Raw genomic sequence first — 25030 nt, 5'->3', positions numbered from 1 at the left:
TCTTCCTCAAACGGACCGGCTCCCTCAATCTACAGAAAGCGATCAAGAATTCGGCGGCTCTGTCGATCAAGCGCCGTAAGATCTCTGACCAGATACTGTATGCCGCTTCTGTCCGCGATCAGCAGCGTCTTCGGAGTCATTCGACGTATAAACTCTTCTCCCTGTAAGAAAAAGGAGGTCGTTCCGCGATCCGTATCGACGGTAAACGTACACGGAGCGGCATATCGATTTACCGAAACGATTCGCAGAATCTCGGGAACAAACTCCCTGGCAGTGAGATCCGACTCGATGATCGAACGATCGGCAGGATCCAGTTCTGCAAGCGATTCGATAAAGAGCCGCTCATGGCCTTCGGCATCGACGATAGATACGCTCTGTTGCGGAGCCGAAATCGGAAAGGCACGCACGGCGCTCACTCCGACGTAGCGGCGTCCTTCTGACAGACATAGTTCGAGGCGACCGTGCGCATCGATCTGCAATTCGAATCCGTTCTTCATAGAACGACCTCGCTATCGACATTGCGCGCCTGCGCTTCATAAAGGCGATAGTAGTGCCCCTCTTTTCGCATCAATTCGTCATGATTCCCGATCTCGACGATCCCACCGCGGTCCATAACGACGAGACGATCAGCCTTACGCAGAGTCGAGAGACGATGAGCGATGGCGATCGTCGTTCGCCCCTGCACGAGGTTGTCGAGCGCTCGTTGGATCTCTTTCTCGGTCTCGGTATCGACCGACGATGTTGCCTCATCGAGTATGAGGATGCGCGGATCAATGAGCAGCGCCCGAGCGATCGAAATGCGCTGACGTTCGCCTCCGGATAACCCCTGTCCATGTTCGCCGACGAGAGAATCATAGCCAAGCGGCATACGCAGAATGAACTCATGAGCGTGAGCGGCACGAGCGGCGGCGATGATCTGCTCTCGATCGGCATCAGGGCGACCGTAGGCGATGTTATCCGCTATCGTACCGTAGAAGAGAAACGGCTCCTGTAAAACGAGGCCGATACGACTGCGGTATTCGCCTACGGGCACCTGTCGTATATCGACGCCATCGATGCGGATCGCCCCTTCGCTCACGTCATAAAACCGGCATATCAGATTCACGACGGTGCTTTTACCCGAGCCGCTGTGGCCGACGAGGCCGATCATCTCGCCTGGCCGAATCGTAAGATTGACGTCTTTCAGAACGGCACGCGTTCCATATCGAAAGCCCACCCCTTTCAGTTCGATCTCGCATCGCGGATCCTTCAGATGCACGGGGTTTTCAGGCTCGGGTACGCTGGATACATGGTCGAGGATCTCAAAGATACGCTTCGTCCCTGCCGCTGCCTTCTGCGTTACCGAAACGATCCGGCTCATTGAATCAAGACGAGTGTAAAAGCGGGTGATATATGACAGGAAGGCCGTCAGCACGCCGACGGTAATCTGCCCGCGAAAGATCTGCCAGATTCCCGCGATCCAGACGATGAGAAGACCGAATTCGGTTAACAACGTTACCGTAGGCGAAAAAAGCGACCATGTACGGTTGATGCGATCGTTCAGAACGAGATTCAGACGATTCGCCTCCTGAAATCGAGCCGCCTCACGTTTCTCCTGTGCGAAGGCTTTGACGACGCGAATCCCCGGAATCGTATCGGTGAGCACGTTCGTGACTTCTGCCCAGATACGATCGACCTTTTCAAAGCCCGTGCGCAGCCTGTCGCGCACGATATGAATGAGGTAGGCGATCAGCGGTAGAGGAAGAAGCGTTGCCGCAGCCAGATATCCGTCGATCGTAAAGAGGATAACGGCCGTCAGGCTGATCATGAGCACGTCGGTGGCGAAGTCGAGAAGATGCAGCGAAAGAAAAAGGTTGATGCGATCCGTCTCTGATCCTATGCGTGCCATGAGATCGCCTGTGCGCTTTCCACCGAAATACTGAAGCGAGAGATGAATGAGATGCTCGAAGGTAGTCGTTCGCAGGTCTCGGCCGATGCGCTCCGATACGAGGGCCAGGATATAGGTGCGAGCCCATCCCAGCCCCCAGGCTATAAAGGCGGCGCCGATCAGGCCCGAAAGATAGAGCACGGCAAGCGATACGTTCATCGGCTGTCCGCTCTGATAGGGAACAAGCACATCGTCGATGAGCGGCATCGTCAGATACGGCGGAACAAGCGTCGCCGCCGTTGAAAGAAGCGTGAGAACAAATCCGGTGAATAACTGTCGTTTATAGGGACGCGCAAATCGCCATAAACGAAGAAGCGTCCATGTGGACGGAATCTCTTCCGTCTCGCCGACATTCTCGTCATCGGTTCGCCCTGACTCATCGGTTCCGTGATCGCTTCTGTGATTGCCTCCAGCATCGATTCCGCCAGACGAGGACTTCAGCATCTCTTCAAAGCGTCGCAAGAGAGCATCGGCAGCCGGCTTTCGGCTTATCGTAAAGCGCCAGACCGCCAGACGCCGATCACTGTTAAAAAGAGCAAGCGCGGCCGCTCCGGCATGGTCGCTGAAGATCATACTGAGGTCAGTTGAAAGCGGATGCTCTGTAACAGAAGAATCGGATTCCGTCATCGAAAAAAGACGTCGATTCGTAAGCGCCAGAATTCCGGGACGGAAGTGCAGTCGTTCATCAAGATCGAGTTCGAGGAAGGCCTCGACGGTCTCTTCAGGCATCAGCCGCGATTCCATCGTCGCCTGATAGGGTGCAGGCAACTGCTTTTCCATCGCCGCTGTAAACATCGGATGGCGGGAATCCGCCTCGCTCGGCCTACTCCCATGTCCGGCGCCGTCAATCAAAAATTATCGCTGATTCTGTAATCACGCAAGCCTATCGAAACGTTACGGCATACGCTTTTGCTTCAGGGGGATCACGGAATTCAATTCAGTATCGAGGAATTTCAGATAACCTTGAGAGCCGAGTACATCTCGCATCCGGTGTAACGGCTTTGATGTCCATTCCAGTTGCATGGGGCGGTGTCCGTGGTCGCGGCGGACAAAGAGGCCAAGATCCATGGAGATTTCCAGTGGTGGATTTCCTGGCGATGATCGGGCCGCCACAGCAAGCACGCAGAGCAGCATGTGTAAACCTGTCTGTAAGCGCACATCCTTCTTTTCAATAAGAGGAAAAACAACGATTGCCGGATCAGGCCACAGCTGCATCGCCTCGGCCTCAAGTTCAAGTCTCTGTTCATCGGTCAGGTAGTCGACGTATCGCATGGTTTCGACATAACGCCCGATGAATTTTCTCTGTTCTTCTGTAAGGCTGCCTGATTTCCAGAGCACGCCGGCATCATCAAGCTTTCTTGCAACAAGTTCAGGAATACGACGATCGAGCACGAGGCGCACATCATCAGCTTCGTCCATGTTCACCGCATACCCGTCGATCGTAACGGGCAATACATACACTTCAAGGGCTACGGAAGAGTCTTTCAACAGAGGAGGCGTCTGACACCCGGCGAGGGAAAACAGAGCAGAATAGAATACGATGTTCAAAAATGGCCTTTTCATGCGCATACAGGCATGTATCCTATCTGGCCCGACTGACGGTCAAGAGAAACCATTGCCGGGACAGGCTCATGCGCAAAAATGCACCTATGCGCGATACCTTTGAGCCCTTCCGTCAGGCACGCTTCTTTCGTTCTTTTCCGACGGCCGGCGCCGTGGCAAAAAGTGATGTCGCTCCGATTCCTGCCATCGCCTTCACCGGTCGCTCCAACGCCGGCAAGTCATCACTCATATCGGCGCTCTGTGAACAGAAAGACCTTGCAAAGATCTCGAAGACTCCTGGAAAGACAAGACTCATCAACTATTTCTATGTTCCCGCCGGATCGGATCATCCGGAGTTCTATCTCGTCGACCTTCCCGGCTTTGGTTATGCGAAGCTTCCACAGAAAGAAGTGGCGGCGCTGCATGAGATGATCCGCAGCTATATTCTGAAAGAGAAGCATCTTCGCCTGACGATCATCGTGCTCGACGCAAAGCGTGACGCCGGCGAAGAAGAGCTATCGCTCATGCAGCACAGCCTGTCTATCGAGCGGCCGTTCTTCGTCGCCCGCAGCCGCTGGGATCGACTCAATCAAAAAGAACGATCTGCCGCACACAGACGATGGCAGAAAGAAGATCCGCTTCCCGAGATCAGCGTTCCGGTAAGCTCCACTCACAAACTCGGGCTGGACGAGATCCACCGTCGCATCCGCGCCGTCTTGCAGGAGTAAAAAGTCAAAGGGTCAACCACAGAGATCGCGGGTGCGCCAGGATAAGCCTGTGTGAGCCACCAGGGTGAAACGTCCCTGGACCGCTAATTGATTGTTCGGCGGTTAAGGAACCGTGCGGTCATAGGGCAACCGAAAGGCCGAAGCCACGGGAAATGAACATGCGAGCCGTAGCGAAAGCGAACCTATTCAGCCTCGTTACTCAACTGATAGCGGCCAACCTGTCCGTGATGGTGAAGCCTGCCATCCGTGAGCGGTCAACAATCGCTCACCGCCACGGAGCTATCCGGGGTCTTGGAGGACAGCGCGCATGTAAGGCGAACGCGAGGAACCTGGGAGATCCCTCCTGATGCGCCAGCAAACGTCCGGCGGGAATGAATAACCGTCGGGCGGTCAGGAAGGGAAGTCGGAGAGCTTCATAGTAGCGTCGAAGTCGGGTAACTCCGATGGAGCGAAGGAGGCTTGACGAATACAAGCTGATTCAGATGAGGAGAAAGACCGATTGGAAACTACTACGGAAAATGCAGACTACTGCCCGCTAAACCAGTGGGGACTCTCTGCGGACCTCTCTCTTTTGAGAACGAAGCTCTTTCACAAAGCAAAAGCGGAAGCAAAGTTTCGATTCTACTCGCTGTACGGCCATGTGCTCAGGAAGGACACCCTTGAATCTGCGTGGAAACGAGTAAGGGCCAATAAGGGTGCGCCGGGCATCGACGGAATCAGCTTTGAGGACATTGAAAAGAGAAAAGACGGTGTGGATGGATTTCTTGAGGGACTGTTAATCAGCCTGAAAGAATCAACGTATCGTCCGGACCCTGTTAAACGCGTGTACATTCCGAAGAAGGATGGTCGGAAAAGACCCCTTGGAATCCCCACCATCAAAGACCGCGTTATCCAGATGGCCGTCCTCCTGATCATCGAACCGATCTTCGAGGCGGATTTTCTGGACACCTCTTACGGTTTCCGACCGGGTCGTTCGGCACATGATGCCGTTGAAGCGATACGGTCTGAACTGAAAGGAGGCAAGCGTGTTGTCTATGACGCGGATCTGAAGGGTTATTTCGATACCATCCCGCATGACAATCTCATGAAGGCAGTCGAGAGAAGAATCGTTGATCGATCCGTTTTGAAGCTGCTTCGTATGTGGTTGAAAGCGACGATAGTGGATGTCGATGAGAATGGAAAGAAGAAATGGCACAAAAGCACGATAGGCACGCCTCAGGGAGGCGTCATCTCGCCGCTTCTCGCCAACATCTACCTCCATCACTTCGAGAAATACTTCCATGCCATGACTACGAGCAGGAAGATTCAGGCATCCATTGTACGCTATGCGGATGACTTCGTGATCTTGATGAAGGAACCGATGAAAGAGATGATCCATCATCTTGAGGATCTACTTGAAACACGATTCCGTCTGACGATAAACAGAGAGAAAACAAGGTGGGTCGATCTGCGAACGACAGGCCCGATTCTTGATTTCCTCGGCTTCTCCTTCCGGTACGAAAAAGGAATCCATCACAGGAACTATCTATGCCTGAATGTTTATCCGTCAAAGAAATCCGTCAAGAATCTAAAAGGGAAAATACACGAATTCCTCTCCTACAGGAACTCCTATAAACCGGTGGATCAGGCCATCGCAGAGCTGAATCGCACGCTCAGAGGATGGGATAACTACTTCGCAGTGGGATACCGCAAGAGAGCCTACAGCGAAGTAAACTACTATCTCCATCTGAAATTCTGGAAATTCCTCACGAGGAAAAGCCAGCGTAAGACGAAGCTCCCGGAGGGTGACACCTGGAATTCCTATTTGAGGAAACAGGGGCTGCAATTCCTATCCTATGCTTAACGCAGTGAAACAGGTATTCGTGAAAGCCGGATGCGGGAAATCTGCACGTCCGGTTTGACGAGGGGGAGGGCTGCCGGATTTCCGGCACCCTCTCTACTCTACAGAGCACAGAGAGAGATCAGTGTGAATAGCGCCTCATCGCTTCTGTTGGCTTGCTGCATATATAGAAAGAGCAGAAAAATCCCTGAACCGCGAAATACGCGAAAACGATCCGATCAGGCACAAATCACATAACAGGGCTGATTATACTGGAAAATCTCACCGACCTCTTACCTCCGAGCCCTCCGCGGTTAAACCTCTTTGCTGCGATGCTGCGAGAAAAATCTGAACAATCCACCACAGAGGACGCTGAGGTCGCGGAGAAATCCAGAAGGAAAGTCGGGAGAAGTGATAGGGTTTTCAATATCGGTACCGTTAGATTCTCCCCTCTTCTTTCGCGATTTTCGCGTATTTAGCGGTAAGAAAATCCTTTTGACCGCGAAAAGCGCGAAATACGCGAAAACGATCCGGAATAGAGAAGCGCTCGCGTGCTGAAAGGCCTTACCCCACTCCACTTCTGCCTCCGCGCCCTCAGAGCCCTCCGCGGTTAAACCTCTTTGCTGCGATGCTGCGAAAAAATCAGAACAATCTACCACAGAGACACGGAGAGAAGATACGATCGATAAACGGATCAAGGGCCCTGGATTTCTTTCGCACCTTTCGTGTATTTCGCGGTAAAAAACTCTTACCCTTCTCTCTGCCTTCCTCCGTGGTTATTTCTTCTTTTCTTTTTTCGCTTAAAAGAAGCCAGAAGAGTGTAAACCACACAGGTCGCAGAGGAAGACTCTAATAGACCGGGTTATGAAGGAGCCAATGATACTCGTTTGATACCCAGGCGGAGTTGTGGCGCATTGAAATTCAGAATCAGGCCGCGCCTGAACCGCAACGCTTTCATATAGCTCAACGCCTGCGCCAGATGTACTGAATGAATCGTGTCAACTGTCTTGATTTCCAGCAAAAGGCTGTTCTCAACGATCAAATCAGCACGAAAGCCCGTTCCCAGGTCGACCCCCTTGTAAAGGGCCGGCACGGGTGCCTGTCTTTTCGAATGAATTGATCTTTGTTGCAACTCCAGAAACAGGGCAGACTCATACACACTCTCAAGCAATCCGGGCCCAAAATACCGATGCACCTCTATTGCCGAAGCGATAACGACACCGGTCAGTTCTGGATCAGGCTCAATCCACATGCCATCCTTTTTGGATTTTTCTACTCTCATAACCGGTATAGGTTCAACACCGGTCAAACGACTCGTATTTTTCTCTGCGTCCTCCGCGACCTCTGAGGTTAAAAAAAAGCACGGTCATACGCCCCCCCCTCATTTTCCCGATTCCGCAGGATCCATAATTTATTGTCTTTACAGAGCTTCCACAGAATAAAGACTCCATGTCACACGGTCACGGAAACGAAGGCGCCGTTAAAGCCATCCTCTATGCCTTTCTTGCCAATCTTGGCATCGCTCTTTCTAAACTTGCCGCCGCTCTGTATACGGGTTCGGGCTCGATGCTTGCCGAGTCCATTCACTCGGCGGCCGATTGCGCGAATCAGGTTCTGCTCTATATGGGCATGAAGCGATCACAGCGTCCGCCCGATGATCGACATCCTCTTGGCTACGGGAAGGCGGTATACTTCTGGTCGTTTATGGTCGCCATCCTGCTTTTCAGCATGGGCGGTATGTTCTCGATCTATGAAGGCGTTCATAAACTGTATGAGCCCGAGCCGCTGAAAGACATCCATATCGCCCTCGGCGTCATCGGTCTCTCCATTCTGCTCGAACTCGGTTCTCTGTTCGGAGCGATGCGCGAGATCAAGAAGATCAGAGGCGAAACGCCGCTCTTGAAATGGCTGCTTCACTCGCGCAAGGCTGAGCTTATCGTCGTATTCGGCGAAGACGTCGCCGCCCTTGCCGGTCTTGTTTTCGCCGGATTCTTCCTGTCCCTTGCCGCCATCACGGGTAACCCTGTTTATGATGCGCTCGGTTCGGCTTCTATCGGCGTACTTCTTGTCGTGATCTCCATCGCCCTCTCCGTTCGAATCAAGTCGATGCTTGTGGGCGAATCGGCCGATCCTGAAATCGAGCATACGATTCACAAACAGATCGAAGCAAACGCTTCCATTGAAAAAGTGCTGCGTATCATCACGGCGCAGCTCGGCCCCGATATTATGCTTGCCTGCAAGGTAAAGATGAAACCGGGCCTTGCCCTGAACGACGCCGTCAAGGCCGTCAACGATCTTGAGAAATCGATCAAGGCGGCGTTACCCGACGTGCGCTGGTCTTTTGTCGAGATCGATACGATGGATTGATGGCGCAACTCGACGTTATCGTCATCGGAGCCGGCATCGTCGGCTCCTGGGCCGCACTGCATGCGCTGCGTTGCGGTCGTTCCGTCGCCATCGCCGATCCGTCTCCAGGGGACGGCATATCGGGTCGCAACTCGGGCGTACTGCATGCCGGTCTCTACTATAAAACCGGCTCTCTGAAGGCGAAGCATTGCATTCGCGGCAAACGGCTGACCGAACAGTTCATCGAAGAGCATCCGATCCCCTTTCTGCGATGCGGGAAGCTCGTCACGTGCGGCCGGAGCGGATCTGCCGACGCCGTCGACGAGCTTTACGAGAAGGCCCTCGATAACGGAGCCGCCGAACTTGAAATACTGCAAGAACCCGGGCGGTTTTTCCCTGGAGTACTGGGGGCCCGAGCCCTGCATTCAAAAGGCACGGCCGTCATCGACTCCGCCGCGTATCTGAAGGCCCTGCATCATGCCATAGAGACGGAAGGCGGCGTCTTGCTGAAAGGCCGCCGTTACGTTGAAGGCGACCCGCATGAGGTGACGTTAGCCGACAATGCCGGCGCATCCGAAACGATGAGCTGTAGCATGCTTATCAACGCCGCCGGGCTGCACTCCGATTCCATCGCCCTTCGTGCCGGATTGCAGGGTTATGAGATCCGCCCCGTGCGCGGAGAGTACTTTCGACTGCGAAAGAGCTATCCGTTAGAGAAGCTTGTGTATCCGCTGCCTGCATCGGTGATGAAAGGAGCAAAAAACGACACGGCGCTCGGAGTGCACTACACCATCCATCCTTCCGGAGAGATCTATGTCGGACCCAATGCCATCGCCGCTTCTTCAAAAGAGGACTATCGTATCACGGCCACGGCTGAGGAATTTGCGGATTCGCTTGGTGAAATCATCGGAACGGCCGCCGGTCCAATTTTCACGGCCGACGATCTGGCTCCCGGCTATGCAGGGCTGCGACCGAGGCTATTTAAGAACGGCGAGGCCATAACGGATTTTGTGATAGAAGAGAGCAGTCCGGGCTTTATTCATCTACTCGGTATCGAAAGCCCGGGACTGACGGCAGCCGCTTCTTTAGTAGAAGAGCTTCCGTTTCGTTAACCGGGCGATCCCATAGACTGAGATTCGATATAGTTCTGAATGCCCATGCGATCGATCAGGCCGAGCTGTTGCTCAAGCCAGTGCGTGTGGTCGTGCTCCGTATCGTCGAGCAGCTTTAACAGAATCTCGCGGGTAACGAAATCGCGCTCCGTTTCGCAGAGCGTAATCACCTCGCGAAGATGAGCCACGATATCCAGTTCGCATCGCAGACTGTGTTCGAGCATCTCACGAACGTCGGTGCTTGTGTTCAGCGCCTTGCGGTTCCCGATAACGGGAGATCCGCCAAGAAAGAGGATGCGCTCGATCAACATCGAGGCATGCTCTTTTTCGTCGTCCATTTCATGGGCGATTCGCTCATAAAGCTTCTGGATGCCCTGATCATGCAGGACTCGCGAATAATAAAAATACTGATCCATCGAGGTCAGCTCGCCGGGCAAGAGACCGTTCAGGGCGTCGATAATCTTTTGATTTCCTTTCACTGGCAGTAACAATATCCAGGAATTCGAACAGACAAGCAAAAAATGCCGATGAAACTGGCCTCAGGCAAATACGGGTCGAATTGAGTTTGACTCTCAATCCCACAGGAACGCGACCATACCATGCAAGATATATTCCGCAAAATCCTCACCTCTCGCGTTTACGAGGCGGCTATCGAAACTCCGCTGGATCATGCCGTCCGACTCAGCGGCGAACTGGATAACGACATCTATCTTAAACGAGAAGACCTGCAACCTGTCTTTTCGTTTAAGATCCGCGGCGCCTACCAGAAGATCGTATCGCTGAGCGAAGAAGAAAAGCGACGGGGCGTGATTTGCGCCTCAGCCGGCAATCATGCGCAGGGTGTGGCCCTCTCGGCTCAGAGGCTGCGCATTCAGGCGACGGTAGTCATGCCGGCAACGACGCCGGGCATCAAGGTCAACGCCGTGAAAAGCTACGGAGCGACCGTCGTCCTGATCGGCGACAGCTACTCCGACGCCGCTGAGCATGCGACGAAGCTTGCCGCAGAGTCCGGCGCCGTATTCATCCATCCTTTTGATGACGACGATGTGATCGCCGGTCAGGGAACGATCGGGCATGAGCTGCTAAGGCAGATGCCCGACCTGAACGCCGTCTTCGTTCCCGTCGGCGGCGGCGGATTGATCTCGGGCATCGGTCTCTTCTTGAAAACCGTTCTTCCCGAGGTGAAGATCATCGGCGTTCAATCCGAAGATTCCGATGCGATGAAGCGATCCGTAGAGGCCGACAGGCGCATCCGCCTTGATACGGTCGGCATCTTCGCCGACGGCGTCGCCGTCAAAGAAGTGGGATTGCGTACATTCGAACTCGCGCGGCGTTATACAGATGAATTCATCACCGTATCGACCGACGAGATCGCCTCGGCTATCAAGGCCATCTATCAGGAGACGCGATCCATCGTCGAACCGGCAGGCGCTCTGGCGGTCGCCGGCCTGCGAAAGTATGTGCATAACCGCAGCATCTCGCGGCAGCGACTCATCGCCATCAACTCCGGAGCGAACATGAACTTCGATCGCCTTCGCTTCGTCGCCGAGCGCGCAATGACGGGCGAACGCAGAGAGGCCCTCTATGCTGTGACGATTCCCGAGAAGCCGGGCTCGCTGAAGCGCTTCTGCGATTCTTTTGTGGGGGATCGGAACATCACGGAATTCAACTATCGCCTCATGTCGGGCGAACAGGCCCATATCTTCGTCGGCATCGCAGTTCATTCGTCGACGGAGGCCGATCGCTTCGGTCAGAGCCTGATCGACGGCGGATTCCCATGCCTGAATCTCACGGATAACGAGCTGGCGAAAACGCATATACGGCATATGGTCGGTGGACGACGTCCGCCCGGCCCGCGAGAGCTTCTTTTTCGCTTTGAGTTTCCCGAACGACCGGGTGCCCTTGCACAGCTTCTGAATTCCATGAGCGGATCATGGAACATATCGCTTTTTCATTATCGCATGCACGGCGGCGACTTCGGCAGGGTTCTGATCGGATTCGAAATCGACGAGGCCGATGACGATGCCTTTTATGCGTATCTGAAAAACCTGAACTACTCTTTTATCGAAGAGACGCAGAACCCCGCGTACCGGCTCTTTCTATAAGAAACTCAGAATTGCGCCGGCAGCTCTCGCGTAGCATCGCGGTCTTTATTCAACTGCGCCTTGAGCGCATCGACGCCGTCGAACTTCTGCTCGGAGCGCAGACGGTCGGCAAAATGCACGCGGATAGACTCGCCATAGATCTCTTCGTCGAAATCGAGCAGATGCGCCTCGACGGAAAGCAGCTGATTGTGAAAGGTCGGATTGTAGCCGATGTTGATCATCGCCCGGTAGAACTGCCCTCCGCGCTCGCACCAGCCGCGATAGACTCCGTTTGACGGAAGAACCTTCGTCGGCGGAAGATCGACGTTCGCCGTCGGGAATCCGATCGTACGACCGCGCTGGAAGCCGCGCACAACCGTGCCCGTAACATAAAAGGGGCGGCCGAGAAGAGCTCTTCCGAGCATCACATCACCCGTACGGATAACACGCCGAACGCGCGAACTGGAAACGACCTCCCCCTCATACAGGACCGGATCGATGCGATCAACCGTATAACCATACTTCTGCTGCAATCCCTGGAGAAACGCGAAATCACCCTGGCGATCCTTGCCGAAGCATTGATCGTAGCCGATGACGATGGAAGAGGCCCGCAGCCGTTCAATGAGGATGTCGCGCAGATAACTTTCTGCGCTCATCTGAGCCAGCTCTTTTGTGAATTCAAGAAAGACGGCGGCATCGAGGTGAAAGCTCTGCAAGAGGCCCAGCTTTTCTTCGTAGGTAAAGAGTTCGGTGCCATGCTCTTCGCGTCTTTTCCCGAGAACAAGGTCAGGGTGTGGATGGTAGGTGACAAGTACACGAGCAGCGTTCGTCTCTGTCGATTTCTCGAGCGTGCGTTTGATCAGGGCCTGATGCCCGAGATGCATGCCGTCAAAAACGCCAAGCGTGAGAACGGCATTCTGCCACTGCGGCTGAAACTGAGAGAGGTTATGTATGATCTGCATCTTTGGAAACGCAAGCGGGACGGCACCCGCAGCATAGTACCAAAAGAAACGTCGGCCCTTATTCCGGTAAACCTATTTTTTCAGCAACTGCACCACGTCCGATGCGCTGAGAAGATCGCCGGCAAGCGATCCGCGATAAAGATCCTGGCCGCCTCCTCTGACCGTGCGAAGAAAATCCGACTCGCTTACGGAATCGAAGAGAACACGCCGACCGAGAATATGAGCGTTGCTTTGCGCCATATACATAAGCATCTTCTGATCCGAATCTGAAGCGGCGTCAAGCGAAGGCAGAACGAAGCTATCGACGGGCAGTCGCATATAGTCGTTGATGCGGATCATGACGCCGGTCGCCTCGCGAATCGAGAAGACGATGTTTTCCCGAAAGAGGCTCTGCAGCGCCGGTTCGTTATGATTGAGCAGTCGTTCCAGATCACGCTCCGACATCTCGAGGATGACGCGTACGCGGCGACGGTGTAATTCATCAAGCAGCTCATGCAGGACCTCACCGCCGCCGACCGCAGCGGCAGCCGTTCGAAGATGTACGCGCATGCCGGGTAGTAGCGTCTGCCAGTCCTCGTCGGCCTCTTCGCGTAAAAAGACGAGCAATCGCCAGTATGCCTCTGACCAGACCGACGGCATATCCAGCACCGCCGACGGCATGGAATCCTCGCCGCCGGGCACTTCTCCGGGGAAAAGATCCGGCTGAACGGCGAAGATCCGGTTGCTGCCGATCGTACGGATCAACTGAAAGAGCAGCTGACGCTTGCGCGCCGTCCTGTCGGATTCAGAGCGGTAGCGCCTCCACGAGGCGGCTATCTTCTCGACAGCGGTATCACTGAAACGATAGTCGAATCCGCCGGAACGCTTCGCCGCATACATCGCCGCATCGGCCATCTGAATCAACAGATCGCTTGAATCGCCGTCAAGAGGATACAGGCTGATGCCGATGGAGGCGCCGACGCGAAACTTACGCTCACGCAGTTGAATGTCGGCATTCAAAGAAAGAAGAAGCTTATCGGCGATTTTGAGGGAGCTCTCATAATCTTTCAGGTCGTCGATGACGACGACGAATTCGTCGCCTCCGTAGCGACCGATGACGTCCGTTTTTCGCAGAGATTCTCGCAGACGACGCGCCACGATCTTCAGCGTGTCGTCGCCGGCTGCGTGCCCGAGCGAATCGTTGATCTCTTTGAAACCGTCCAGGTCGATGAAAAAAACGGCCACTCTGTGATCGGTGCGTCTTGCGCGAGCGAGTGAGCGCGTGAGCTGATCGGTAAAGAACTTGCGATTCGGCAGGCCTGTTAACGGATCATGATGCGCCATGAAATACAGCATCTCTTCATGGCGTTTTCGCTCCGTGGCGTCGAGCACGAGGCCTACGACGTTAACCAGTCTGCCATCCTGCCTGACGGCGGTCAGGCTGACCCAGTCGTTGCGATCACTGCCGTTACGCGTTCTGAGCGAGAGGGCGCCTTCCCAGCGACCGCGGCTTTTCAAGGCGGACCAGATTCGGGCATAATGACGGACGTTTTCGCGCGGCGAGACGATGATGTTCGAAAAGCGTCCGTCCAGCTCGGATCGCTGATAATCAAGCATACGCAGAAGCGAGTCGTTGGCATAGACGAACTGACGCTGTGCATCCAGAATAAAAACGCCCTCTACCATCGAATCAAAGATGCGCGCAATGAGGCTGTGCTTCTCGCCTGAGAGCGCCAGCTCGGCCCGCCTTCCTCGCAGTGTCGTAGAGATCAGGATATCAAGCTCGGTGGAATTGATCGGCTTGAAAAGCAAGCCCATCGTCGAGTTGCGATCGATACGCGGTGCGATCTGTTCTTCTGCGCCGGCTGTCAGAAAAATGATAGGAGTACCATAGCTCTCGGTGATCGTTTCACTGAACTGAATGCCGTCGATCCCCTGGCCGAGTTCGATATCCAGAAGAACGACATCAAAGGGATGTCGCGCCAGTTCTTCCAGCGCGTCTTCGGATGTCTGCGCGCTGACGACCTCTCTGTATCCGAGGGACTCAAGCAAGCGCAGAGAGAGCTGCAAAAATGACGGATCATCATCCACGACAAGGATGCGAACCGAATCCTTCTGTAACGGCATCTGACCGTATTGGACGTAAGAATCAGGAAAGTCTGTAGGACTCTTCACGATAATGCAACGCTCCCGTTCTCTGTAAGACGCTCGAAAACAGAACGAGATCGTCTACTGCGAACAAAGATGTTTGAAAATGTTCGAACTGCAATACGTAATTCTGCAGAAAGCTCGATCGACTGTCGGGTAAACGGGCAAGTGTGCAGTGGGCGTGAAACTTACGCTCTACGCGAAGCCCGGTCGGCCGGAGCAGAGTATCAACGGTCGTCTTCAACTTGATAATGTCGTCGTCGGGCACTGCACTTAAATACAGTATGATCTGACGCGGATGAATAAAAACGCCGGGCATGCCAAGCCTGATGTGAATATTAGGGAATTCCAGATCGGCAAGTAGCTCTTCGATAAGCGATTGATCTTTCTCTGAGATATCGCCAAGAAAGCGAATCGTAATATGCAGATCGGGCATCCACCGCGCGCCCGGAAGCCCGATGCGGAGTCGTTCGAGCTCTTCATGAATCGATTCAGGAACGGGCAGGGCAAGAAACATACGTTTCACACGCCGTGCTCCCCGGCCCTGCCTTTCATAAGAGCTGCATTGCGCAGAACCGCTTCAAGGATCAGACGATCTTCGGGGTTGGTCAGCTTCAGGTTCAGGGCCGAACCGGCCACAAGCGTCGCCCGCTCGCCCTGCATCTCGGCCCAGCGTAGAAGATCGGTGTATTCCGGGCGATCCGTCTCCTGAGTGAATCGCGGCTGCAGCGAGGAACGAAAGGCCTGCGGCGTTTTCACCGCAAAGATATGATTTCGATCAAGGCCTTTTTCAAGAAGGCCCTCGCTTCCCTGCACAAGCGTTTCGCTCGAAGGGACGACAAGAGAGGCGACCGAACTCTCGGAATCGCGAAAAGCGTCTAATAGGGCATCAAGATCTGAGTCCGGAACATAAGGCCTGGCCGTATCATGAATCACATAGATGCCGGATTGCCCGGCTGCGCGCACTCCATTCACAGACGAGAGATGGCGCGTCGCTCCGCCTTCGGCAAGGATCAGTCTGCCGGCCCAATCAGGCACCGTGCGGCTGGCAAGGTCAAGCGATTCCGTCGAATAATCAGGATGCGATACAAGCACAAGGCTTCCCGCTTTAAAGCTCGCATCCGCCGATTCGATACGATCGAGCCAGTTACAGAATCGTCGCAGACTCCAGGCGAGCATCGGCCGGTCGGCTAACGGCACGAATTGTTTCGGTCGATCCGCGCCGAAACGACGGCCTGTTCCGCCGGCAAGCAGGATGACCGATACGCTCAGACGATTCACCGGTCAGCTCCCTTTAGAGGAAGAGTCCATTGATGAGAAGATTCATAAGTGGGCGCCAGTACATAGGCATGTCCTTCGTAGTTTTCGTAGACATAGCCTTCGGCATCAGCTCTGCGAAGATACGAGCTGTCGGCCGGCACCTTGCCGCCGCCGCCTGGAAGATCGACGACATAGAGCGGAAGCGCAATACCGGGAATACGCCCTCGCAGGTCTTTCATCAGCTCGATGCCTCGCTCGATCGGAACTCGGAATTGCGAAACGCCGCGCACCTCATCGCATTGATGCAGGTAATAGGGCTTCACGCCGTTTTTGATCAGCGATAGAAAGAGCTCCCGTAGATCCTCCTGCGTATCGTTGATGCCTTTCAAAAGAACGGACTGATTGAGAAGCAGGATGCCGGCCGAACGAAGGCGGCGTATGGCTTCGAGTGAGTCCTCGCCCAATTCCTGCGCATGATTGAAATGTGTGACCAGCGTGAGAGGGGAGTGGCGACGCAAAACCTCGATGAGTTCCTCCGTAATACGTGCGGGCAGGGTAACGGGCATGCGGCTGTGAATGCGCACGCTCATGATATGATCGATGCCCTTCAAAGCGCCGAGGATCTCATCCAGCGTCGCATCGGAAAGAGAGAGCGGATCTCCGCCTGATAGGATGACCTCGTGCAGCTCCGAATGCTCACGAATGTAGGCGAGCGCCTGTGCGATCTGATCGCCTGCCGGAGCCGTGCCCGCCTTCGACACCTTACGTTTGCGCATGCAGAAGCGACAGTACACGGCGCAGTTATGGCTCAGATACCAGAGCACTCGATCCGGGTAACGGTGCGTCAGACCGGGAACCGGCATGTGGCTGTCTTCAGCAAGCGGATCATCGAGTTCAAAAACGGGGTCGTCCAGTTCGGTCGGATCGGGCAGCACCTGCCCGAGGATGGCGCAGCGATCATGATCGAGTCGGGCCCGCAGCAGATAAGAATCCGTCACGGCGAAGCGGAACCGACTCTGCAACTGCGATTCATTCTTCACAGCTGCGGCGATGCGCTTCGCCCAGGGAGTCGACATAATATCGCTCTCTGTGACGTCATGCAGGCGCTGCAGATGCTCGATCAGGCCACGCAGATCACGGGCCGATGATTGCAGCTCTTTCTGCCAGTTGCTCGCCGGAGTATGCGCTGTGTGCATGGAAGAGCACCATGATGCCCGGATGAAGTTCTGCGCCAATAAAATTTATTGGACTGGAGGCAAGCTCCTCAGAATCCTACCCGCATGCTCGATCCTATCGACCTGAAGAAAGGCACCGTCATCAAACTCGACAACGAACTGTACACCTGCACCTTCTCCCAGTTTGTAAACCCCGGTAAAGGCAGCGCATTCGTTCGCACAAAACTGAAAAAGATCAAAGGCGGCAACACGCTCGAACGAACGTTCAAGTCCTCCGACAAGGTCGAAGACGTTGAACTCGACAAGAAGTACGTCACGTATCTGTACACCGAAGGCGATCAGATCATCCTCATGGATAAAGACGACTACGAGCAGTACTCCGTTTCCATCGATCTTGTAGACGATATCGTTCAATTCATCAAAGAAGAGATGCCCTTCGAGGTTCAGTTCTTCGAAGGACTGCCCGTCAGCGTTTCGCCGCCGAACTTCGTCGAACTGGAAGTCACCTATGCCGAAGAGGGCCTGAAAGGCGATACTCAGGGCACGGCAAAAAAACGCGTCACCGTCGAAACGGGCGGCGAGGTGATGGTGCCCATCTTCATCAAACAGGGAGACCGCATCCGCATCGACCTGCGTGACATCTCCTTCGTTGAACGAGTGAACAAATAAGCCCTGCGGGCATAAGAGGTTAGTGAACATGGCAAAACCGGCAATTCTTACAAAGGCTGAAGCAGGCGAAGCGACCTTCTTTCTGCAGATGGGCGGACAGGGATCGCCCTGGTATAAAGAGCTGAAAAAATTCTATGACTCGGGCGAGCTGAAGGAGTTCTTTGACGTCACCCTCAAGGCTATCGAAGAAGAGGCTCCGAAAGTAACCGGCTCGATCGGCCTGCCACACGGCATCGATGCACGCAAATGGCTTGAAGACGAATCGTCCATTCCGTCAGACGCTTATCTGGCGACGGCTGCCGTTTCGCTGACGATGATTCAGCTCACGCAGCTGGCCTATTTCGAAGCCGTTCTGAAAGCCGGCTGGTCGATGGATGATCTGATCAAGCATACGAAGGGCTCCACCGGCCACAGCCAGGGTCTGATCTCCATGACGTTCTGCGCTCTCGGCAAATCGGGCAAAGACTATTACGATGCCCTGGCGCTTTACATGAAGTACATCCTGTATCTGGGAGTGCGCGCCCAGGAGGCCTATCCTGAGATCGAGCCGACGGCCGACGACCTTGCCCTTGCCACCGAGCTTGGTTTGAAAGATCCGGCTCCAATGGTTGCCGTGCTTGGCGTTACACATGATCGTATCGCAGAGCTTGTTGCCGAGACCAATGCGAATCTTCCGGCCGATAAACAGATCTACATGAGTCTGTATAACTCGCCGGTAAACCGCATCCTGTCGTCGCACCGATCGTCGCTGCTCAATTTCTACAAGCAACATAAGGCGACGCTTGAGGCCGAGCAGGTGAAGTTCGTCTTTTTGCGCACGACCTGCCCGTTCCACAGCCCGCTGATGGAAGGCGCCGTCGCTCCTTTTGAAGAGGATCGCAAACGTATCGGTTTCGATTTCAAGGCATCGGAACTGAAGATCCCCGTGTACTCGTTCGCAGACGGCAAAGACTACCGTGATCTGGCCGATCTGTGCAAGACGATGACCTATGACCTTCTGGTCAGCACGCTTTACTGGGAGAAGGCGCTCACTCCGCTCAAGGCGCTGAAGCCGACGCATATCGTCGATTTCGGTCCCGGCAAAACGTCGCAGCGCCTTACGTCCGATACGCTGACCGGCTTCTCGCTTGATATTCCCATTCTCGGAATGGCGAATGCAAAAGAGATGAAGTCGTTCACCGAAGCCTGATGCAAGCGATTCGTTCGGTCGGTATCTTTCTCGGTTCGAGCACGGGCATCAATCCGCTCTTCGGACGTAAGATCGCCGACCTCTGCGAGACCTTTGCACGTCGTAGTATCGCCGTCGTCTATGGCGGCGGGAATATCGGGCTCATGGGATTGCTCGCCGACACGGCCATCAAGAATGGCGTGCATGTAACGGGCGTCATTCCCCGGCATCTTATCGAGCGGGAGTTCGGTCACGACGGCATTCAGGATCTTCGCATCGTCGAAACGATGCATGAACGAAAGGCGGTGATGACTCGTTTATCTGACGCCTTTCTCGTGCTTCCCGGCGGCATCGGTACGATGGACGAGTTCTTCGAAGTATTCACCTGGTATCAGCTCGGCTTGCATAACCGTCCGATCGGCCTCCTGAACACCGGTGATTTTTACGATCCTCTCAAGACCTTTCTGTTAACGATGGTGCGTGAAGGCTTCTTACGGCGCGACGTCTACGAAACGCTGATCTTCGAGGCATCGGCCGAACGCATCCTCGATCGTATGGAAGAGCGCCTTGCCTCTGAAGGGAAGGATAGCTCCGGGCTGGAACTCAGCTAAACCGAAACGACGCCCGAACAGGATCAGAGGTTGAAGTACCGCACAGGAAGAGTCTCAGGATCGATTCAAATCGGCTGAGGCAAAAGAACGAACTATGAGCTGGATCTATCTGCTTATCGCCGGACTTTTCGAGATCGGATGGCCGCTCGGCCTGAAACTCTCACAGACAATGGACAGCAAGGTTCCCGGCATCGCCCTTGCCGTCGTCTCGATGACGTTAAGCGGAGTGTTCCTGTGGCTGGCCCAGCGCACGATTCCCATTGGAACGGCCTATGCCGTCTGGACGGGAATCGGCGCTTCGGGTACATTTATCGTCGGCGTCTTTCTGTTCAAAGACGCCGCAAGTCTTTTGCAGATCGTGTCGGTCATGCTCATCATCATCGGCGTGGTCGGCCTCAAGATCTTTCACTGAAATCGACCATCAGGATTTCCAAAGCTGAACTTCGGAAGTCCGCTCAATACCGCGACTGAATTTCAACCGATATCTCTCGCCGCAGATCGACGACAGAGACCTTCGATACGCCGATGGATTTAATCGTTCTGGACACATACCCCTCGATGTCGCCGAGAATCAACGAGGCCGCTGCGTCTTCATCTCTTGCCTTGATCTTCGGCGTGTACATCGTATAGCTGCGACGCGTCTGCCCGTACATAATACGAATACCGACCGTTTCAGACGGCTTGAACGTATACCCAAGGCGAAAACGCAAGCCCTGAAGGATTGAGGCCACCGGGCCTTCAAGCGAAGTGGAAGCCGAAAGGTTCGATATATACATCGCCGTATTGATAGGATTGCTCGTTGGAGCCGGCCCCGTCGGAACGAGTCTCTCGCTGAATTCGTAGTAGCCGCCACCGACGCCGAATAGCAGGCTTTCTACCGAGGCATCCAGTTCATGCATGCGACCGATAGGAGCTCTATAGCTCAGGCCGGCGATCAGATAGAGATCGTTCTGCCTGTAGTCCATCTGTTGCAGGCGAAGCGCCGGTCCGGTAGGTAGAATACCCGGATAATAGTTCGTTGTCGTGGGCGTGCCGTTTTCGGTCGTAAGAACGCTTGATGCCTTATAACCTCTCATGCGCGACTTCTCGGTCGAAGCGCCGAGTCCGAAACGCAGACCGAAAAACTTGAAGTACGGATTCTTCGTTGAATGCATGAAATAGTACTCCGACCATGTTTCGAGCTCCATGCCCTCAAGAGATAGATCGTCATAGGCCGAAATGGAGTCTTCAATATTGACGACGGCAAGAGTGATCGGATTCGTATAGGTCTTTGTGTTCCGTGCGAAACCCGATGAATACAGGTGACCGTTACGGCCTTTGAAATATCCGAAATGAAAATGGCCGCCGCGCGTTTCATCATCAGAAACGGCAGTCAGCCCGATCTCGCCGCCCAATCCCCGAATGATCGGGTTCTTCTGCAAAAACTGCCCGGAAGTCTTTCGTGCGGCCAGATCATTGAGCAGCCTGGAATTGAGAAATTCAAATCCTACTTTTGTAAGAGCGGAGTCGATATACAGCGATTTCAGTCGAACGTAGCCGGCGCTGTATTTCAAAGGAGCCTCGGGCCCGATAGGACGATCCTTTAAGGCATCTTCAACCGATATCTCTTGCGCCTCTAATGCCAGAGGAGCGATCAGAGCAAGCAGGAGCGTTTTCTTTATCCAGTTCATGCAACACCGCCAATTCAGATTCAGTGGCCGCAAGCGACCCTTGAAGTCAGATGACGTAAAGTTGTAAAATCAGCAACTCAGATTATTTCGCCGTTAACTTGTAGATCGTCCCTTTTCCGAAATCCGACACGTAGAGCTCTCCATCAGCCGCCCGCCCGAACGTTGCGATCAGAATCGGCCATTTACCGAGGTCAATCGCCTGCGCCTTTCCCTCGCGCGGAAGTGTGATCGCTCGCATCCAACCTGAAACAAAGTCTGCGAAAACGTATTTTCCGCGAAGAGACGGGATGCCAGATCCTGTGTACACATAGCCGCCGGTGATGGATTTTCCCTCGTCATGCGAGTATTCATAGATCGGATCAATCAGACCGGCCGTGCGACATGCCTGTGGCGGTTCAAAACAATGGAAGCCCTCGCGGATGTTCCAGCCGTAATTGCCGCCTTTACGAACGATCGAGATCTCTTCGTATTTGTCCTGCCCGACATCGGCGACGATAAGGCGTCCATCGGGAGCGAACGAGAACTTCCACGGATTGCGCAGTCCTATAGCAAAGACCTCAGGTGCCCAAGCGCCCTTCGGATTATCATGCGGAATCGAATACGGTCGCCCGTTCTTATCGGGACGCACGTCGATACGCAGAATACTGCCGAGCAGGGTTTGACCGTTTTGACCGTGCCGCCCCGGATCGGCTCGCCATCCGCCGTCGCCGAGACCGATGTACAGGTATCCGTCAGGACCGAACTCCATGCGACCCCCGTTATGATTCGCATACGGCTGCTCGATTTCGAGAAGAATCCTCTCAGATGTGATGCGACTGCGGGTGATATCATCGGGACGATCCGCCTTCCACTCCGAGATACGGCTCATCTTCTTTCCTTTCACATCGACGGAATAGTAAAGGTATAGCAAGCCGCTTCGCGCAAAGGTAGGCGAGAATGCCAGACCAAGCAATCCCTGCTCTGAGGCCGTGAGCACATCGAGCTTTAATAACTGGCCCGTCCGCTTCGTCGGAATGTCAAACCAGAGAAGAGAGCCTCCCTTCAGTAGTGCGAGAAAGCGGCTGCTGCTGCCCGGCAGAAAAACGATCTCGGTGATTGCAGGGAACCCCTCGAAAACGGGCTGCAATTGGATCGACGGCTGTACCTCTGACGGCTCCGCGTGATAATCCGGCGAGAACCATTCGATGAATGTATTTCGCACATCGACGCAGCCCCACAACAAGAAGAGGATCAAGAAGGAGAACAGTCGACGGTTTCGCATACAGGAAAAACAGCCTGAAATGCAGAAGAGTCCAGAACTTTTTCGGCTTTGCGACAGCATGACGGCCTGATATCAAGGATGCGATCATGCACATCCGACTTCGCATCGCCATCATCCTGATCATTACCATCACCGGCACGGTGCAAGCTCAGCCCCCGGTGCAGCAACAGGAAGCCCGTGCGGCTTTTATCGAAGAGTGCGCGATGAGCATCCGCATCGGCGAAGGTCTGCAACCGGTCGAGATACAGCCCGATTCGCTTCTCGGGTTCGACCAGGCCAATCACGTTTTTGTGGCCGTGCTCTGCCAGCCCAATCCGCTGCGCACGTTTCATCCCCCTGCAGAACGCCTACAATCCGACGACATGGCGGCAACGAACCTTGCCGTCGAGACCTCCAGCGGTATCGAGGTGCTGGAATTTCATTCTATCCGGTACCGGCGGCAGAATCACCCGCTACGCCGTATGAATTCAATGAATCTCTTTTTTGCCAGTCGTGATTACAATTATTATATCACAGCCTATCCTGATCCGGCCATTGTGCGCAAGCAGACGAATGAAGAAACCGTCGCCATGGACGCAAAGCTCGCGGCAATGATCCAGCTAACGGCGCGCAATATACTTCTACAAGAAGGTGCAAGGCCGGCCATCACAGAAGAGCAGTATCATACTCGCCTGATCGCCGTCGTTGTGGCCATATTGATGGCTATCGCTACAGCAGTCGGTTTTCTCGTCTACCGAAAGCAGCGGGCCTGATGCAGACAGGCGTCAAACTCACCCGCCTGTCTGTCAGGAATACGCGCCTTTTGCTAAACACGTGAGGGAGCCTTAGAAGAGACGCTTAAAAACTCTCACCAAGCAGATCACGGATGCTTCTCGTATCGGTCAGGTTCAACGACTGCACCTCAAGCTGCCCGATACGATCCTCGGGGGTGAACTGCGAATCCGTCTTTTCCATCGAAAGGGCCTCGGCATTGTACACTCCGCTCTTCGCATCTGTCCGCACGACGGTATAGTCGTTGCCGCGTCGCAGGCGGATGACGACGCTTCCCGAAACGGGACGAGCGACGATCGACGTCAGGGCCTTTTTCAGGGCCAGGGATTCCGGATCATACCAGCGGCCTTCATACAGCAGTCGGCCCAGCCTTCGGCCCTGTTCATAATAGAGGTTCAGCGTATTCTCGTTATGAAAGCATTGCAGCAACCGTTCATAGGCGATGTGAAGCAGCGCCATGCCGGGGGCCTCATAGATGCCGCGGCTTTTCGCTTCGATGACGCGGTTCTCGATCATGTCAGACATGCCGAGTCCATGCCGGCCGCCGATGCGATTCGCCTCGAGAATGAGCTCATAGCGCTGCGCAAAGGCCTTTCCGTTCAGTCGAACGGGCAGGCCGTTCTCAAAATCGACGACAACCTCTTCAGACGCAATACTCACGGAATCATCCCAGAAAGGAACGCCCATGATCGGCTCGACGATCATCATCGAGCGATCCAGATACTCCAGATCCTTCGCTTCATGCGTGGCTCCCAGCATGTTGGAGTCGGTGCTGTATGCCTTTTCAACGGAGGATCGATAGGGCTTGCCGATCTTCTGCAAATACTCGGCCATCTCAGTTCTGCCACCAAAGGCCTGCACAAAGGCGTTATCAAGCCAGGGCTTGTAGATCTTCAGATCTGCATTGCAGAGGCGTCCGTAGCGAAAGAAACGCTGGATGTCGTTGCCTCGATGTGTGGAGCCGTCGCCAAAGACGTTGACTCCGTCTTTGTTCATCTCTTTGACGATAGCGACCGATGTGACGGCCCTTCCAAGCGGAGTCGTATTAAAGTACTTCAGACCGCCCGATACGATATGAAAGGCGCCGCATTGCAAGGCGATCAGGCCCTCCGTGGCAAGCGCCTCGCGGCAATCGAGAAGCACCGCCTTCTTTGCGCCGTGATCCGTAGCCTGCGGCGGAATATCGGCCGGGTCTTTCTCGTCGGGCTGCCCGAGATCGGCCGTATAGCTGTAGACTTCGAGGCCCTTCTCGTTCATCCACGCTACGGCAGTGCGGGTGTCGAGGCCGCCCGAGAATGCAAGGCCTACTTTTGTGCCGGCCGGAGGTGTCTGTTTGAGAATGGATGCCATGGTTCCAGAACGGCAAGAATGACCGCACTGTCGAGTCGGATTCTGCGTTACGGCTGCATTCCCGCTCGCCTGATTGTATCGTCGTTGACAGTTTCTGGCATGAAGACAATCTACAGTATGCCGCTTCTCAAGCCCGACGACGAAGTCTTCCTGATTGCCCGCGGAGTTTCCGTGAAAGGCAGGGTGCTTCTCGAAACCTCGAACCGAATCCTCATACGCTTGCAGAAGGATATTCCGGCCGGGCCTCTTCGTTATGAAGGCTCGGTGAACGGAGAGGTACGACAGGGCCGGTACCGCGGCTCCTTCCAGTCAAAGATCGCGTATTTTGATCGCGACCTTCACACAGGCGAGCATCTGCTGATGATCGAATATCCGGCAACGTTTCGCCGGGAGCGCCTTTCCTGAACATTGCGCTGCTTGTTCCCGACCTTTTTCCCGGCGACGGCGT

Annotated in this window: 24 protein-coding genes; 11 read left to right on the top strand and 13 right to left on the bottom strand. The window is 54.5% G+C overall.

Annotated elements, in window-relative coordinates; translation table 11 throughout:
• Nucleotides 1–29: 29 nt before the first annotated feature.
• The 3 genes from LEPIL_RS17410 to LEPIL_RS17400 all read right to left on the bottom strand — a co-directional run bounded on the left by LEPIL_RS17410 (nucleotide 30) and on the right by LEPIL_RS17400 (nucleotide 3496).
• Complete coding sequence (locus LEPIL_RS17410) at nucleotides 30–497, bottom strand: cyanophycin metabolism-associated DUF1854 family protein (RefSeq protein WP_002774493.1); 468 nt, start codon at nucleotides 495–497, stop codon at nucleotides 30–32.
• Nucleotides 494–2707, bottom strand: coding sequence for a cyanophycin metabolism-associated ABC transporter (locus LEPIL_RS17405; protein WP_211208652.1), 2214 nt, complete (start codon nucleotides 2705–2707; stop codon nucleotides 494–496). The genes LEPIL_RS17410 and LEPIL_RS17405 overlap by 4 nt, the downstream gene beginning before the upstream one ends.
• 114 nt (nucleotides 2708–2821) lie before the next feature.
• Nucleotides 2822–3496: a hypothetical protein gene (locus LEPIL_RS17400; RefSeq protein ID WP_002774489.1), complete on the bottom strand. Its 675-nt coding sequence runs from the start codon at nucleotides 3494–3496 to the stop codon at nucleotides 2822–2824.
• A gap of 80 nt (nucleotides 3497–3576) precedes the next feature.
• Here LEPIL_RS17400 and yihA point away from each other — a divergent pair, with 80 nt between their 5' ends.
• Both yihA and ltrA read left to right on the top strand, forming a co-directional pair.
• Nucleotides 3577–4197, top strand: a complete 621-nt coding sequence (yihA, locus tag LEPIL_RS17395; protein WP_002774487.1) for a ribosome biogenesis GTP-binding protein YihA/YsxC — start codon at nucleotides 3577–3579, stop codon at nucleotides 4195–4197.
• A gap of 499 nt (nucleotides 4198–4696) precedes the next feature.
• Entirely contained in the window at nucleotides 4697–6040 is a 1344-nt protein-coding gene (gene ltrA, locus LEPIL_RS17385; protein WP_002769687.1) for a group II intron reverse transcriptase/maturase, read from the top strand.
• Between the two features lie 838 nt (nucleotides 6041–6878).
• Here the strand turns inward: ltrA and LEPIL_RS17370 are convergent.
• The gene (locus LEPIL_RS17370; protein WP_002774480.1) at nucleotides 6879–7298 is read right to left on the bottom strand and encodes a GxxExxY protein; all 420 of its coding nucleotides are present in this window, start codon (nucleotides 7296–7298) and stop codon (nucleotides 6879–6881) included.
• A 167-nt stretch (nucleotides 7299–7465) separates the two neighbouring features.
• Here LEPIL_RS17370 and LEPIL_RS17365 point away from each other — a divergent pair, with 167 nt between their 5' ends.
• Together LEPIL_RS17365 and LEPIL_RS17360 are read left to right on the top strand one after the other, a co-directional pair.
• The gene (locus LEPIL_RS17365; protein ID WP_002774479.1) at nucleotides 7466–8383 is read left to right on the top strand and encodes a cation diffusion facilitator family transporter; all 918 of its coding nucleotides are present in this window, start codon (nucleotides 7466–7468) and stop codon (nucleotides 8381–8383) included.
• Nucleotides 8383–9474 carry an NAD(P)/FAD-dependent oxidoreductase gene (locus tag LEPIL_RS17360; protein WP_002774478.1) on the top strand — a complete coding sequence of 364 codons (1092 nt, stop codon included), beginning with the start codon at nucleotides 8383–8385 and terminating at the stop codon, nucleotides 9472–9474. The genes LEPIL_RS17365 and LEPIL_RS17360 overlap by 1 nt, the downstream gene beginning before the upstream one ends.
• On the opposite strand, the gene bfr is transcribed toward LEPIL_RS17360, so the two are convergent.
• The gene (gene bfr / locus LEPIL_RS17355) at nucleotides 9471–9953 is read right to left on the bottom strand and encodes a bacterioferritin (RefSeq protein WP_002774477.1); all 483 of its coding nucleotides are present in this window, start codon (nucleotides 9951–9953) and stop codon (nucleotides 9471–9473) included. The genes LEPIL_RS17360 and bfr overlap by 4 nt on opposite strands.
• Nucleotides 9954–10073: 120 nt before the next feature.
• Between bfr and ilvA the strand changes: the two genes are divergently transcribed.
• Nucleotides 10074–11579: a threonine ammonia-lyase, biosynthetic gene (ilvA, locus tag LEPIL_RS17350; protein WP_002774476.1), complete on the top strand. Its 1506-nt coding sequence runs from the start codon at nucleotides 10074–10076 to the stop codon at nucleotides 11577–11579.
• A 5-nt stretch (nucleotides 11580–11584) separates the two neighbouring features.
• Here the strand turns inward: ilvA and LEPIL_RS17345 are convergent, their stop codons facing one another.
• From LEPIL_RS17345 to LEPIL_RS17325, 5 genes are all read right to left on the bottom strand, one after another.
• On the bottom strand, nucleotides 11585–12520 hold the full coding sequence (locus tag LEPIL_RS17345; RefSeq protein WP_002774475.1) for a bifunctional riboflavin kinase/FAD synthetase: 936 nt from the start codon (nucleotides 12518–12520) through the stop codon (nucleotides 11585–11587).
• 72 nt (nucleotides 12521–12592) lie between these two features.
• Nucleotides 12593–14674, bottom strand: coding sequence for a diguanylate cyclase domain-containing protein (locus tag LEPIL_RS22520; protein ID WP_157135107.1), 2082 nt, complete (start codon nucleotides 14672–14674; stop codon nucleotides 12593–12595).
• Entirely contained in the window at nucleotides 14649–15164 is a 516-nt protein-coding gene (gene thpR, locus LEPIL_RS17335) for an RNA 2',3'-cyclic phosphodiesterase (protein WP_040919069.1), read from the bottom strand. Before thpR ends, LEPIL_RS22520 begins: the two co-directional genes overlap by 26 nt.
• Before the next feature lie 5 nt (nucleotides 15165–15169).
• The gene (locus tag LEPIL_RS17330; RefSeq protein ID WP_002774472.1) at nucleotides 15170–15928 is read right to left on the bottom strand and encodes a 2-C-methyl-D-erythritol 4-phosphate cytidylyltransferase; all 759 of its coding nucleotides are present in this window, start codon (nucleotides 15926–15928) and stop codon (nucleotides 15170–15172) included.
• The gene (locus LEPIL_RS17325) at nucleotides 15925–17103 is read right to left on the bottom strand and encodes a KamA family radical SAM protein (RefSeq protein ID WP_002774470.1); all 1179 of its coding nucleotides are present in this window, start codon (nucleotides 17101–17103) and stop codon (nucleotides 15925–15927) included. Before LEPIL_RS17325 ends, LEPIL_RS17330 begins: the two co-directional genes overlap by 4 nt.
• Before the next feature lie 84 nt (nucleotides 17104–17187).
• Here LEPIL_RS17325 and efp point away from each other — a divergent pair, with 84 nt between their 5' ends.
• From efp to LEPIL_RS17305, 4 genes are all read left to right on the top strand, one after another.
• Nucleotides 17188–17751, top strand: a complete 564-nt coding sequence (gene efp / locus LEPIL_RS17320; protein WP_002774468.1) for an elongation factor P — start codon at nucleotides 17188–17190, stop codon at nucleotides 17749–17751.
• Between the two features lie 28 nt (nucleotides 17752–17779).
• The gene (locus tag LEPIL_RS17315) at nucleotides 17780–18940 is read left to right on the top strand and encodes an ACP S-malonyltransferase (RefSeq protein WP_002774467.1); all 1161 of its coding nucleotides are present in this window, start codon (nucleotides 17780–17782) and stop codon (nucleotides 18938–18940) included.
• The gene (locus LEPIL_RS17310; RefSeq protein WP_002774465.1) at nucleotides 18940–19530 is read left to right on the top strand and encodes an LOG family protein; all 591 of its coding nucleotides are present in this window, start codon (nucleotides 18940–18942) and stop codon (nucleotides 19528–19530) included. Before LEPIL_RS17315 ends, LEPIL_RS17310 begins: the two co-directional genes overlap by 1 nt.
• Before the next feature lie 94 nt (nucleotides 19531–19624).
• Nucleotides 19625–19942 (top strand): DMT family transporter, encoded by a 318-nt coding sequence (locus LEPIL_RS17305; protein ID WP_002774463.1) that lies wholly within the window; start codon nucleotides 19625–19627, stop codon nucleotides 19940–19942.
• Nucleotides 19943–19985: 43 nt separating this feature from the next.
• Here the strand turns inward: LEPIL_RS17305 and LEPIL_RS17300 are convergent, their stop codons facing one another.
• Both LEPIL_RS17300 and LEPIL_RS17295 read right to left on the bottom strand, forming a co-directional pair.
• Entirely contained in the window at nucleotides 19986–21200 is a 1215-nt protein-coding gene (locus tag LEPIL_RS17300; protein WP_002774461.1) for a hypothetical protein, read from the bottom strand.
• Between the two features lie 82 nt (nucleotides 21201–21282).
• Nucleotides 21283–22461: a PQQ-dependent sugar dehydrogenase gene (locus tag LEPIL_RS17295; RefSeq protein WP_002774459.1), complete on the bottom strand. Its 1179-nt coding sequence runs from the start codon at nucleotides 22459–22461 to the stop codon at nucleotides 21283–21285.
• Nucleotides 22462–22547: 86 nt separating this feature from the next.
• On the opposite strand from LEPIL_RS17295, the gene LEPIL_RS17290 reads away from it, so the two are divergent.
• Entirely contained in the window at nucleotides 22548–23213 is a 666-nt protein-coding gene (locus LEPIL_RS17290) for a hypothetical protein (protein WP_002774458.1), read from the top strand.
• Nucleotides 23214–23298: 85 nt separating this feature from the next.
• Here LEPIL_RS17290 and argG read toward each other — a convergent pair whose 3' ends face one another.
• Complete coding sequence (argG, locus tag LEPIL_RS17285; protein WP_002774456.1) at nucleotides 23299–24582, bottom strand: argininosuccinate synthase; 1284 nt, start codon at nucleotides 24580–24582, stop codon at nucleotides 23299–23301.
• 99 nt (nucleotides 24583–24681) lie between these two features.
• Between argG and LEPIL_RS17280 the strand changes: the two genes are divergently transcribed.
• Nucleotides 24682–24987, top strand: coding sequence for a hypothetical protein (locus LEPIL_RS17280; RefSeq protein WP_143464783.1), 306 nt, complete (start codon nucleotides 24682–24684; stop codon nucleotides 24985–24987).
• Nucleotides 24988–25030 lie beyond the last annotated feature (43 nt).

This window comes from Leptonema illini DSM 21528, assembly GCF_000243335.1.
GTDB lineage: Bacteria > Spirochaetota > Leptospiria > Leptospirales > Leptonemataceae > Leptonema > Leptonema illini.
The sequence above is the reverse complement of the archived record's forward strand: the minus strand, read 5'-3'. Positions and strand labels throughout refer to the sequence as shown.

Excerpts from the sequence above, each read along its gene's own strand:
- LEPIL_RS17410 (WP_002774493.1), bottom strand. The coding sequence starts at position 497 with ATGAAGAACGGATTCGAATTGCAGATCGATGCGCACGGTCGCCTCGAA.
- LEPIL_RS17405 (WP_211208652.1), bottom strand. The coding sequence starts at position 2,707 with ATGGAAAAGCAGTTGCCTGCACCCTATCAGGCGACGATGGAATCGCGG.
- LEPIL_RS17400 (WP_002774489.1), bottom strand. The coding sequence starts at position 3,496 with ATGCGCATGAAAAGGCCATTTTTGAACATCGTATTCTATTCTGCTCTG.
- yihA (WP_002774487.1), top strand. The coding sequence starts at position 3,577 with ATGCGCGATACCTTTGAGCCCTTCCGTCAGGCACGCTTCTTTCGTTCT.
- LEPIL_RS17370 (WP_002774480.1), bottom strand. The coding sequence starts at position 7,298 with ATGAGAGTAGAAAAATCCAAAAAGGATGGCATGTGGATTGAGCCTGAT.
- LEPIL_RS17365 (WP_002774479.1), top strand. The coding sequence starts at position 7,466 with ATGTCACACGGTCACGGAAACGAAGGCGCCGTTAAAGCCATCCTCTAT.
- LEPIL_RS17360 (WP_002774478.1), top strand. The coding sequence starts at position 8,383 with ATGGCGCAACTCGACGTTATCGTCATCGGAGCCGGCATCGTCGGCTCC.
- ilvA (WP_002774476.1), top strand. The coding sequence starts at position 10,074 with ATGCAAGATATATTCCGCAAAATCCTCACCTCTCGCGTTTACGAGGCG.
- LEPIL_RS17345 (WP_002774475.1), bottom strand. The coding sequence starts at position 12,520 with ATGCAGATCATACATAACCTCTCTCAGTTTCAGCCGCAGTGGCAGAAT.
- thpR (WP_040919069.1), bottom strand. The coding sequence starts at position 15,164 with ATGTTTCTTGCCCTGCCCGTTCCTGAATCGATTCATGAAGAGCTCGAA.
- LEPIL_RS17325 (WP_002774470.1), bottom strand. The coding sequence starts at position 17,103 with ATGCACACAGCGCATACTCCGGCGAGCAACTGGCAGAAAGAGCTGCAA.
- efp (WP_002774468.1), top strand. The coding sequence starts at position 17,188 with ATGCTCGATCCTATCGACCTGAAGAAAGGCACCGTCATCAAACTCGAC.
- LEPIL_RS17315 (WP_002774467.1), top strand. The coding sequence starts at position 17,780 with ATGGCAAAACCGGCAATTCTTACAAAGGCTGAAGCAGGCGAAGCGACC.
- LEPIL_RS17310 (WP_002774465.1), top strand. The coding sequence starts at position 18,940 with ATGCAAGCGATTCGTTCGGTCGGTATCTTTCTCGGTTCGAGCACGGGC.
- LEPIL_RS17305 (WP_002774463.1), top strand. The coding sequence starts at position 19,625 with ATGAGCTGGATCTATCTGCTTATCGCCGGACTTTTCGAGATCGGATGG.
- LEPIL_RS17300 (WP_002774461.1), bottom strand. The coding sequence starts at position 21,200 with ATGAACTGGATAAAGAAAACGCTCCTGCTTGCTCTGATCGCTCCTCTG.
- LEPIL_RS17295 (WP_002774459.1), bottom strand. The coding sequence starts at position 22,461 with ATGCGAAACCGTCGACTGTTCTCCTTCTTGATCCTCTTCTTGTTGTGG.
- LEPIL_RS17290 (WP_002774458.1), top strand. The coding sequence starts at position 22,548 with ATGCACATCCGACTTCGCATCGCCATCATCCTGATCATTACCATCACC.
- argG (WP_002774456.1), bottom strand. The coding sequence starts at position 24,582 with ATGGCATCCATTCTCAAACAGACACCTCCGGCCGGCACAAAAGTAGGC.
- LEPIL_RS17280 (WP_143464783.1), top strand. The coding sequence starts at position 24,682 with ATGAAGACAATCTACAGTATGCCGCTTCTCAAGCCCGACGACGAAGTC.